Origin of the sequence: Rhodovulum sp., from assembly GCF_011048875.1 — a bacterium.
Taxonomy (GTDB): domain Bacteria; phylum Pseudomonadota; class Alphaproteobacteria; order Rhodobacterales; family Rhodobacteraceae; genus Rhodovulum; species Rhodovulum tesquicola.
On the sequence record NZ_DSDD01000312.1, the window covers coordinates 1 to 11,159 of the forward strand.

An 11,159-nucleotide genomic window follows, 5' to 3' on the forward strand; every position below is an offset into this window, starting at 1 on the left:
ACCGGCGATCACGGTCATGCCGCGCGGGTCGCGCCCGGCCGACACCTTGAAGCCACCAAGCGCCGCCATCGGCTGGATCTTGGGATGGCCGCGGCCGTCCAGTTCCGGCTCGTCCTTGCGGGCACACCACGAGGCCGGGCCGACGCCGTCCACCATCGGATCGCCGGTGGGCTCAAGCGGATAGCCGTTGTTCTTGGTCATCTTCTTCAGCGGCAGATCCTTGTTGCGCGGATCGGTCAGCAGGTTGGGAACCGTCAGGTCGCCCTGGCCATGCGGCAGCTTGAAGGTCTTCGTCTCGGGGACCCAGAACGGGCCCTGGTTCGGGGCGGGATTGCCCATCTCGTCTTCGAGCGGATAGCCCTCATGCATGTTCGCGCGCTGGAGGTAGAACACCAGCCCCGCAAAGAACAGCCAGAATGACCAGATGGACAGACTGGCAAGATCGAAGTTTCCGAAAAATGCGTTGACCATGGGTTCGGTCCTCCGGGTCAGGTTGGGAAGTCGGCCAGCCCGATCTTGGCCGAGGAATCCCTGTTGGGATGGTTGCCGTCCTGTGGCCGCACCAGCGGCCCCAGAACCATGAGTGTCACGAACAGCAGGACGATCTCAATGTGGTAGACCGCCGCGTATCCGGTGGCCGGGGTTTCGAGCCCCGCGCCGAGCGCGCCCGAAAGCGCAAAGTGATTCACGACATCGCGCAGCGTGCCGCCCGCCGCCACGGCAAGCCCCGCGGCCGTAGCCTGCGCCGCGCCCCAGGCGCCCAGCGCAAGCCCACGCCCCGCCTTGGCATCGGTCGGCAGGGACATCGCGGCCGTCAGCGTCGCCACCGCGAAAAGACCGCCGCCGAAACCGATCGCGCCCGCGCCCAGGAAGAACAGGGTCACCGAGCCGAGCGGCCCCGACAGGATCACCAGCGTGAAGGCGCCGATCCCCGACAGGATCCCGGTCGCGCCCATGCGGTAGAGGTTCATGCCCTGGCTCAGCCAGCGCGCGGCCAGCCCGAAGCCCAGAAGCGCCCCCGCCGCCCAGGCGCCGGTCAGAAGCGTGGTCGTGCCGACCGACAGGCCGAGAACCTGACCGCCATAGGGTTCAAGCAGCACGTCCTGCATGTTGAAGGCCAGCGTGCCCAGGGCCACCACCGCCAGCAACCGACCGGCCCGTCCACCGCGCAGGAAGTCCGCCCAGGCATCGCCGAAGCTGGGCGGGCGGGTGGACCGCTCTTCCTTGCTCATGGGGTTCATTGGCTCCTGTTTCCAGAGCGCAACGAGGTTCAGCACGACGGTTGCAACGGCGGCACCCTGCACGACCCGGATCAGGGTCAACTCACTGAAATCCCGAAGAAACCAGCCGATCACCACGGCCGACACGCCCATGCCCACGAGGAACATGACGTAGAGCAGCGCCACCACCCGCGGGCGGGTCTCGTCGGTGGCCCGGTCGGACGCCAGCGCAAGGCCCACGGTCTGGGTCATGTGGATGCCAAGCCCGGTCATCAGGAAGGCGATGCCCGCCAGAACCTCGCCCGCCCAGGCCGGTCCCAGCGTCTGGTCCCCCGACAGCACGATCAGCGCGAAGGGCATGATCGCCAACCCGCCCATCTGCCAGAGCGTGCCGAACCACATGTAGGGAATGCGCTTCCAGCCGATGGCCGAGCGGTAATTGTCGGACTTGAAGCCCAGCAGCGCCCGGAACGGCGCCGTCATCACCGGCAGCGCGATCATGATCGCGACCATCGTGGCCGGGATCGACAGCTCGACGATCATCACCCGGTTCAGGGTGCCCAGCAGCATGACCGTGGCCATGCCGACCGAGACCTGGAACAGCGACAGCCGCAGGATCTGGCGCAGCGGGAAATCGTCGGACACCGCGTCCGCGAAGGGCAGGTAACGCAGGCTCAGTTGAGCCATTCTGCGGGCGCCGATGATCAAGGGTCCAGCTCCATCGCCTGGCTGATATAGAAGCCCCGCGCGACCCGATGCACCGGCCGCAGATGGCCCTTGACGCCCGCCTTGCGCAGCGCGCTCGCGATCCGGGCCTCGGCATGGGGAATGATCCGCGGCGAGCGGTCGGAGCGCGGGAACAGCTTGCCGGTCACATGCATGACCGACAGAAGCGGGGTCTTGGGCGCGACGGTGAAGACGATCTTGCCGCGGGTCCGGGGCGCAAGGCGGCCCAGTGCCGCCGCGATATCGGCCGCCTTGTAGTGGATCAGGCTGTCCATCGCCATGACGTAGTCGAAACTGCCCAGCCGGTCGGACAGCATGTCGCCGGCGACAAAGGTGATCTGCCGGTGGTATTTCTCCGGGATGCGGCTTTTCGCAACATCAAGAAGGCTTTGCGAGATGTCGCAGGCGACGACCTCGGCCCCCTTCTTGACCAGTTCCAGCGTCATCGGACCGGCGCCGCAACCGGCATCGAGCACGCGCCTGCCGCTCAGGTCATCGGGCAGGCGCGCGAGCATCGCCGCGCGCATCTGGTCGCGTCCCTCGCGCACCGTCTGGCGGATGCGTGAAACGGGCGCGTCCGAGGTCAGCCTTTCCCAGGTCTTCGACGCCGTGCGATCGAAGTAGTGTTCCAGCCGCTCTCGGGTCTTGGCGTAGCTGTCCATTTGCGGCCGTTCCTCAATCGAACCCGAGCAATTCGAAGATCTCGCGGTCCGGCAGCGGCGCGGGCGCAAGCGGTTCGGTGCCGTTCCACAGCGTCTCGGCCACCCGGATATACTCGGCGCGGCACATCACTGCGTCCTCGTCATCGGGCATCTCGAACAGCGTCTTCTTCATCAGGCGCGAGCGCCGGATCGCGTCGACCAGCGGCATATGCGCGATCCGCTTGAAGCCGACGCGGTTACAATACTTGTCGACCTGGTCGGTATCCTCGGACCGGTTCGCGATGCAGCCCGCGAGCCGCACGTTGTAATTCTTGGACTTGGCCTGAACGGCGGCGATGATGCGGTTCATCGCGTAGATCGAGTCGAAATCGTTCGCCGTCACGATCACCGCGCGGTCGGCATGCTGCAACGGTGCCGCGAAGCCCCCGCAGACCACGTCGCCCAGCACGTCGAAGATCACCACGTCGGCATCTTCGAGCATGTGGTGCTGTTTGAGGAGTTTCACCGTCTGGCCCACGACATAGCCGCCGCAGCCCGTGCCCGCGGGCGGGCCGCCGGCCTCGACGCACATCACGCCGTTGAAGCCCACGGTCACGAAATCCTCAGGGCGCAGTTCCTCGGGGTGGAAATCGACCTCCTTCAGCACGTCGATCACCGTGGGTTGCAGGTGGCCCGTCAGGGTGAAGGTCGAATCATGCTTGGGGTCGCAGCCGATCTGAAGCACGCGCTTGCCCAGCATGGAAAAGGCCGCGGACAGGTTCGACGAGGTCGTCGACTTGCCGATGCCACCCTTGCCGTAGATCGAGAAGACCTTGGCCCCCTCGATCTTCATCGTCTCGTCCTGATGGACCTGGACAGAGCCTTCGCCGTCCTCGCCTCTCAGCAGCGGAATTCCGTCTCTGGGGCTCATTGGTTCCCTCCGTTCGCGGCTCTATTCGGCCGCCACTATGCCTTCGAGCCGGTCTTCCAGCTCGTCGGCGGCCGCCTGAAGCGCGGCCAGGGTTTCGGCGTCGGGTTGCCAGTAGTTGCGGTCATGCGCTTCCAGCAGCCGGTTTGCAAGCTTGGCCGAAGCCGCCGGGTTCAGGCTGGACAGCCGTTTGCGCATCTCTTCGTCCAGAACGAAGGTTTCCGACAGCCTTTGATACACCCAGGGCTCCACTTGGCCAGTCGTTGCCGACCATCCCAGAGTGTTGGTGACCTGCGCCTCGATCTGACGCACGCCTTCGTGCCCGTGTTTCAGCATGCCCTCGAACCACTTGGGGTTCAGGCTGCGGGACCGGGTTTCAAGAGCGACCTGCTCCTTGAGCGTGCGCACCTTGCCTTCGCCGCGGGTCGTGTCGCCGATATAGACGGCGGCCTCTTCGCCCTTGGCCCGTTTCACCGCGCGAGAGATCCCGCCCAGCGTGTCGAAATAGTGGTCGACCGTGGTCACGCCCAGTTCCACGCTTTCGAGGTTCTGATAGGCGATGTCCACGTCCTTGAGCGTCTGCTGCAACAGCGCGGCATTGGCCGTGGACTTGCCGTCGCGGCCATAGGCAAAGCTCTTGCGCGCCTCGTAGGCGTCGGCCAGCTCGTCCTCTTCGCCCCAGGCGCCCGAGTCGATCAGCCCGTTGACATTCGCCCCATAGGCCCCCTCGGCATTCGAGAAGACCCGCAGGCTGGCGGTGTCCATGTCGACGCCCATCTTCTGGGCATGTGCCAGCGAATGGGCGCGGATGAAGTTCATCTCCAGCGGCTCGTCCTCGGCCATCGCGGCCTTCCAGGCGGCCTCGGCCAGCATCCTTGTCTGAAGCGGAAGCAGGTCGCGGAAGATGCCCGAAAGCGTCATCACCACGTCGACCCGCGGGCGTCCCAGTTCGGCAAGCGGCACCAGATCGGCCCCGCACAGCCGACCATAGCTGTCGAAGCGCGGCTTCGCCCCCATCAGGGCCATGGCCTGCGCGATCGGGCCGCCGTCGGACTTGATGTTGTCGGACCCCCACAGCACCATCGCGACGGAGCGCGGCGGGGTGGGATGCGCCTCAAGCAGCTTCTGCGCCTGTTTCGCGCCTTCCTGCATGGCGAACATCGTCGGCATGCGGAACGGGTCGAAGGCGTGGATGTTGCGCCCCGTCGGCAGCACCTCGGCCGACCGGATCAGGTCGCCGCCGGGCACCGGCTGGATGTAGCGCCCGCCCAGCGCGCGCAGCAGCGCGGGGATTTCCACATCCTGTTGCAGCCAGTGATCGACGCGCGCCCGGGTGTCGTCATCGACCTCGCACATCACGCGCAGGTGCTCGGCGCGCTCGGCATCGGTGACGGTTCGGCCCAGCACATGCAGCCCGTCGGGGATCAGCGCATCCTCGGTTTCCAGCAGTTTCAGCCACAGCTTTTCGGGCGGCGTGCCGCCCATGTCGACCGCCTCGGCCTGCATGCGGATCAGCTCTTCCAGATCGGCCTGCTCGGGCGAGCCCGGCTCCATCTGGCGCCAGCGCGTCAGGCTGTCCTTGAGCTCTTGCAACCCCTTGTAGAGGCCCGATGCCGCCAGCGGGGGCGTCAGGTGGGTGATCGTCACCGCGTTCGACCGCCGCTTGGCCAGCGTCGCCTCGGAAGGGTTGTTCGAGGCGTAGAGATAGACGTTCGGCATGTCGCCGATCAGACGGTCCGGCCAGTCGCGCGCGCCCATGCCCGCCTGCTTGCCCGGCATGAATTCCAGCGCGCCATGCATCCCGAAATGCAGCAGGACATCCGCGCGGAAGGCGTTCTTGAGCCAGAGGTAGAAGGCGCTGAAGGCATGCGTCGGAGCGAAGCCCTTTTCGAACAGCAGGCGCATCGGGTCGCCCTCGTAGCCGAAGGTCGGCTGCACGCCCACGAAGACATTGCCGAACTGGCGGCCCAGCACGAAGACGCCGCGCCCGTCCGAGCGGATCTTGCCCGGCGCGGGGCCCCAGACCGCCTCGATTTCGGAAAGCCAGGGCGTGCCGCGCACGATGTCGTCGGCGGGAACATGGGCGGCGACATTCGCCTCCTGCCCGTATTGCTTGGCATTGCCTTCAAGGATCGACAGGCGCAATTCGTCCACGCTGGCGGGCAGTTCGCCCAACTCGTAGCCCTCGGATTTCATCCGGTGCAGCGTGTTGAATAGGCTCTCGAAGACAGACAGATAGGCGGCGGTGCCCACCGCGCCCGCATTCGGCGGGAAGCCGAACAGGATCACGCCGACCTTGCGTTCGGCGACCTCGGATCGGCGCAGGCGTGCCAGTTTCTCGACGCGGGCGGCCAAGATCGCCACCCGTTCCGAACAGGCGGCCATTTCCTTGGTTTCGGCGATGCAGACGCAGCCCTTGGGGCAGCCCTGGCAACCCTCGGGGCCGTGGCGGCCGCCGAAGACGGTGGGCGAAATGGCCCCGTCAAGCTCGGGCAGCGCAATCAGCATGGTGGTTTCCACCGGGCCGAGACCGCCCGAGGATGCCCCCCACTGGCCCAGCGTCTGGAATTCCAGCGGGTGCGCGGCGACGTAAGGGACGTCGAGTTCGCTCAGCACCTCGACCGCGGCATCGCTGTCGTTATAGGCGGGGCCGCCGATCAGGCTGAACCCGGTCAGCGAAACCAGCGTGTCGACATGCACCTCATGCTCGCCTTTGAAATAGGCGTGGATCGCGGGGCGCGCGTCCAGACCGCCGGCGAAGGCCGCGATCACGCGGATGCCCCGCTCTTCCAGCGCGCGGATCACCGCGTCGTAATGGGCGGTATCGGACGCCAGGATATAGGACCGCATCAAGAGGATGCCGACCGTGGCCACCGGCTGCGCGGGGCGCGGCAGGTCGGCGGGATCGGTGGTGATGCCGTGCGGCAGGTCGGGGTGATAGAGACCCACCTCGGGGTATTCGACCGGCGCCTCGGAATGGGCCCCGCGCCAAGCCTTTTCATGGGCATAGCGCGAGATCAGGAAGCGGATCATCTGCTCGACATTGTCGTCCGAGCCGCCCAGCCAGTATTGCATGGTCATGAACCAGGCGCGCAGATCCTGAGCCTTGCCGGGGACGTATTTCAGCATCTTCGGCAGGCGGCGCAGCATGGCCATCTGCTTTTCGCCGCCGCCCTTGGGCGCGCCGCCCTCCTTGGAGCCACGCAGCTTCTTCAACAGCTTCATCGGCCCCGAGGCGGGTTTCATCATGTCCAGATCGCCCATTCGGGTCAACTGAACGATCTGCTTGTCCGCGATCACGCCGATCATCGCGTCGCAGGAGTCGCGCCTGGCCTGAAGCTCGGGCAGGATCGCGGTGATGTGTTCCTCGATGAACAGCAGGTTGGCGATGATGATGTCGCCATGCAGCACGTCGTCCTTGGCGCGGGCCAGCGCCTCGGGGTTCTCTGCCCAGGTCGCAGCGGCGTGGACAGAAACGGTCAGCCCCGGAAAGTCGTCACGCAGCCGCTCGGTGACACGGGCCGCAGGACCCGCCGAATGCGAATCCAGCGTGACGATGACGACTCGGTAACCGGGGATGTGACGATCATCGCGCATAATGTGCCTTTGCCTCGTACAAGGTTTCGACGCTGATCCGGGTCACGCCCTTTTCGAGCGCGAATTTCTCGGTGTTCCGCTTGGCCTTGCCGCGCACGAAGAAGGGGATCTTCTTCAACTCGCGCTCGGCGTCGGACAGCCAGACGATGTTTCCCTCCGCAGGCGCCGCGTCGGCCGCAGCCATGGCGGGCTCGGGCTCGGCCACGGGCACCTCGTCCAGCGAGCGCAGCTTGGCGGCACCCCCATGGTGCGAGGCACCGGCCTCGTCGTGGAACTCGAAATCCTCGCGGAACATGTGCAGCAGGTGCTCTTCGAGGCCCATCACCAGCGGGTGAACCAGGGTGTCGAAGATCACGTTCGCCCCCTCCCAGCCCATGACGGGGGAGTAGCGGGCGGGGAAATCCTGCACGTGGACGGGCGCCGAGATCACCGCGCAGGGGATGCCCAGCCGCTTGCCGATATGACGCTCCATCTGGGTGCCAAGGATCATCTCGGGCGCCAGATCCTCGATCGCCTTCTCGACCTCGAGATAATCGTCGGTGATCAGCGCCTCGACGCCGTAGTCCTTGGCCAGCGCACGGATGTCGCGGGCGAATTCGCGGTTGTAGCAGCCCAGCCCCACGACCTCGAAGCCCATCTCGTCGCGGGCCATGCGGGCCATGCATTTGACATGCGTCGCGTCGCCGAACAGGAAGACCCGCTTGCCGGTCAGGTAGGTCGAGTCGACCGATTGCGAATACCATGGCATCCGCAGGCGGCTGTCGTCGAATTTCGGCGGAACACCCGCCAGCCCCGCGACCTCCGCGATGAAATCGCGGGTCGCGCCGACGCCGATGGGCACCACCTTGGTATAGGGCTGGCCCAGGGTCTTTTCGGCCCAGCGCGCCGCAGCCTCGGCATGTTCGGGATACATCAGCACGTTGAAATGGGCCGCCCCCATCCGGGTGATGTCGGCGGGCGTCGCGCCCATCGGGGCGACCACGTTCACCCCGATCCCCATCTCCTCCAGCAGCGCGGTCACCTCGACGATGTCGTCGCGGTGGCGAAAGCCAAGGCCGGTGGGGCCGATCAGGTTGGCCGAAACATGCGCGGTGCGCTCCATCGGGCGGGCCAGCGCCTTGACGATCTGGAAGAAGGTCTCGTCGGTGCCGAAGTTTTCCTTGCGCTGGTAGCTCGGCAGTTCCAGCGGGATCACCGGAACGGGCAGATCCATGGTTTCCGACATGCCGCCGGGATCGTCCTGGATCAGTTCCGCCGTGCAGGACGACCCCACGATCAGCGCCTGCGGCTTGAACCGGTCATAGGCATCCTGCAGCGCGGTCTTGAACAGGTTCGCGGTATCCGCGCCCAGATCACGCGCCTGGAAGGTCGTATAGCTGACCGGCGGGCGATGGTTGCGCCGCTCGATCATGGTGAACAGCAGGTCGGCATAGGTGTCGCCCTGGGGCGCATGCAGGACGTAGTGCAGGCCCCTCATGCCCGTGGCAACGCGCATGGCACCCACATGGGGCGGGCCCTCGTAGGTCCAGACCGTCAGCTTCATGCCGCGCCCTCCAGACCGCTCAGCAGCGCGCGGCGGCGCAGCGGGCGGGCGAACAGGCCGGCAAGATCGCCCGCCTGTTCATAAAGATGAACGGGGGTGAAGACGAGCTCAATGGCCCATTTCGTCGCCATGCCCTCGGCCTCCAGCGGGTTGGCAAGGCCCAGCCCGCAGACCGTCAGATCGGGCCGTGCGGCGCGGCAGCGCTCAAGCTGCAGATCCACGTCCTGCCCCTCGGCGATGACAGGCCCTTCGGCCAAGAGGTCAAGATCGGGGCCCACGATCTGCTTGTTGATGAAGGGCGCGCCCACCTCGACGGCCGTCATGCCACATTCGCGGGTCAGGAACCGGGCCAGCGGGATTTCCAGCTGGCTGTCGGGGAAGAAGAAGATCGACTTGCCGCGCAGCGTCTCGGCCGCCGCGGCGACGGACTTGCGGGCGCGGGCGCGGGGGGCGTCGGTGACGCGGGCAAAGGTGTCGGCATCGACGCCGAATTCCTGCGCAATGGTCCAGAGCCAGGCAGTGGTGCCCTCTTCGCCGAAGGGGAAGGGCGCCGACAGAAGGCGCGCGCCGCGGCGTTCGAGGAAGGCGGCGGTCTCGTTCAGGAAGGGCTGGGTCAGCGCGACGACGGTGTTGGCGCCGATGCCCGGCGTCTCGGCCGCGCGGTGGGCGGGCAGGCAGCGAACCGGCGCCACGCCCATGTCGCGCAGGAGGCCCAGCGCCTGATCCTCGACCACATCGGGCAGCGCGCCGACCAGCAGAAGCTGGCGCTCGTCGGTGTCGGGCAAGGTCGGCACCATGGCGGCAAGGCAGGCATCCTCGCCCTCGGTAAAAGTCGTCTCGATGCCCGAGCCGGAATAGTTCAGCACCCGCACATGCGGGGCGTGCCGCTGGGTCAGACGCTCGGCCGCGCGGTACAGGTCAAGCTTGATGACCTCGGACGGGCATGAGCCGACAAGGAAGAGTTGACGGATGTCGGGACGGCGGGCCAGCAGGCGGCCCACCTCGCGATCCAGTTCCTCGTTCGCGCAGGCAAGCCCGGCCAGATCCTTCTCTTCCAGGATGGCGGTGCCGAAGCGCGGCTCGGCAAAGATCATCACACCGGCGGCCGATTGCAGCAGATGCGCGCAGGTGCGCGAGCCCACGACCAGGAAGAACGCGTCCTGCATCTTGCGGTGCAGCCAGATGATGCCAGTCAGGCCGCAGAAAACCTCGCGCTGGCCGCGCTCCTTCAGGACGGGGGTGTTGCGGCATCCCGCGGCGGGCAATTGGGGCGCGAAGTCCTTCATGCCATCGCCCCCACCTGATCAGATTGGCCCTGCAGCCGGGCCATGCGCAGTTTCCAGAGGAATTGCGCGGCATTGATGACATAGGCCGCATAGGCCGCCAGCGCGACATACATCTGCCCTTCGGGACCGAAATTGCCGGTGAACAGCGCCCACAGGTAAAGCGTGTGCAGGAAGATCACCAGCATCGAGAAGACGTCTTCCCAGAAGAATGCCTTGGCGAACAGATACTTGCCGAAAACGACCTTTTCCCAGATCGCGCCGGTGACCATGATGGTGTAAAGCACCAAGGTCTTGACCACGATCGAGATCGTCGCCGCCTCGTAGCCCGCCCCGGTCCAGAGATAGCGGACCACCAGGGCCAGCGAGGCGAGGAACACCAGGAACTGCACCGGCGCGAGTATGCCCTGAACGACCGTCCAGACGGTTTCATCTCGTCTCTGGCGCTCTTCCGGCGTATAGAGTTGGACCACCTTGCCGGCGGCTCCGCGTGTCTTCGACATCCTCCGACTCCCTGACAGACGGTGGCGGGGTCAAGGTAGATCCCGGGAGCGGAAAGTGTCAATTGTAATTTACACTCTTTCCGTCTACACTCTCCCTGTGAGGAGAGGTTTCGCCCTACGAGGCTCAGCGGCCAAAGCCACGTAAAATCATAAGGCTAGACCGTTTTGACTTGATTCCTCTCCACAGGGCGGCAAGGAAGTGTCAATTGGCTTTGACAATGCTGGACAGGGACAGGACGGGGGCCGCGGCCGGGTGGCGGCGAATCCGCTCCGAAGACGATCGGGAGGGTCCGCAGGATGCATGACACGCGCAAGGACCAGGCATCCGGGGACCATGACCGGCATGGCGATGTCAAGTCCCTTGCCGCGCAGGTGCTTTCGGCCCTTGCCCAGCGCTCCGGGCAGTCCGCGCATATGCTGGACGAGGCGCTGCTGGCGCGGTTCTGCAGCGACGTCCTGAAGGCCGGCAAGTCGATCCAGACGGATTCGGTGACCGAGTTGCAGCGCCATGGGGCCGATGTCGCAACGATCCTCGACGGCTATATCCCCGCGGCGGCGCGCGAACTGGGCGAGCGCTGGTGCCGCGACGAACTCAGTTTTGCGGATGTCACGATGGGCGCCGCGCGGTTGCAGGCCATCCTGCGCGAACTCAGCGCGCCCTGGGTGACCGACGCGATGACGCCGGCGGATGCACCCAATGTCATGCTGATCGTGCCGC

8 protein-coding genes and 1 pseudogene are annotated in these 11,159 nt (G+C 66.0%); 1 reads left to right on the forward strand and 8 read right to left on the reverse strand.

What is annotated here, in order from left to right; all coding sequences use genetic code 11:
• The 8 genes and pseudogenes from ENN83_RS11030 to bchF form a co-directional block, all read right to left on the reverse strand.
• Positions 1-471: pseudogene (locus tag ENN83_RS11030) on the reverse strand (photosynthetic reaction center subunit H); the annotation flags it as partial.
• Between the two features lie 17 nt (positions 472-488).
• Positions 489-1,928 (reverse strand): PucC family protein, encoded by a 1,440-nt coding sequence (locus tag ENN83_RS11035; protein ID WP_414707653.1) that lies wholly within the window; start codon positions 1,926-1,928, stop codon positions 489-491.
• Positions 1,925-2,608 (reverse strand): magnesium protoporphyrin IX methyltransferase, encoded by a 684-nt coding sequence (gene bchM, locus ENN83_RS11040; RefSeq protein ID WP_287186974.1) that lies wholly within the window; start codon positions 2,606-2,608, stop codon positions 1,925-1,927. The genes ENN83_RS11035 and bchM overlap by 4 nt, the downstream gene beginning before the upstream one ends.
• Positions 2,609-2,621: 13 nt before the next feature.
• Positions 2,622-3,518, reverse strand: a complete 897-nt coding sequence (gene bchL, locus ENN83_RS11045; protein WP_287186976.1) for a ferredoxin:protochlorophyllide reductase (ATP-dependent) iron-sulfur ATP-binding protein — start codon at positions 3,516-3,518, stop codon at positions 2,622-2,624.
• 21 nt (positions 3,519-3,539) lie between these two features.
• A complete protein-coding gene (locus ENN83_RS11050) occupies positions 3,540-7,112 on the reverse strand; it encodes a magnesium chelatase subunit H (RefSeq protein ID WP_287186977.1) in 3,573 nt (1,190 codons plus the stop codon).
• Positions 7,102-8,655, reverse strand: coding sequence for a ferredoxin:protochlorophyllide reductase (ATP-dependent) subunit B (bchB, locus tag ENN83_RS11055; protein ID WP_287186979.1), 1,554 nt, complete (start codon positions 8,653-8,655; stop codon positions 7,102-7,104). Before bchB ends, ENN83_RS11050 begins: the two co-directional genes overlap by 11 nt.
• Positions 8,652-9,941, reverse strand: a complete 1,290-nt coding sequence (locus tag ENN83_RS11060) for a ferredoxin:protochlorophyllide reductase (ATP-dependent) subunit N (protein WP_287186980.1) — start codon at positions 9,939-9,941, stop codon at positions 8,652-8,654. Before ENN83_RS11060 ends, bchB begins: the two co-directional genes overlap by 4 nt.
• Positions 9,938-10,441, reverse strand: coding sequence for a 2-vinyl bacteriochlorophyllide hydratase (gene bchF / locus ENN83_RS11065; protein ID WP_287186982.1), 504 nt, complete (start codon positions 10,439-10,441; stop codon positions 9,938-9,940). The genes ENN83_RS11060 and bchF overlap by 4 nt, the downstream gene beginning before the upstream one ends.
• Positions 10,442-10,738: 297 nt before the next feature.
• Between bchF and ENN83_RS11070 the strand changes: the two genes are divergently transcribed.
• Positions 10,739-11,159, forward strand: a 421-nt coding sequence (locus ENN83_RS11070; RefSeq protein ID WP_414707654.1) for a B12-binding domain-containing protein, incomplete at its 3' end; no start/stop codon positions are given.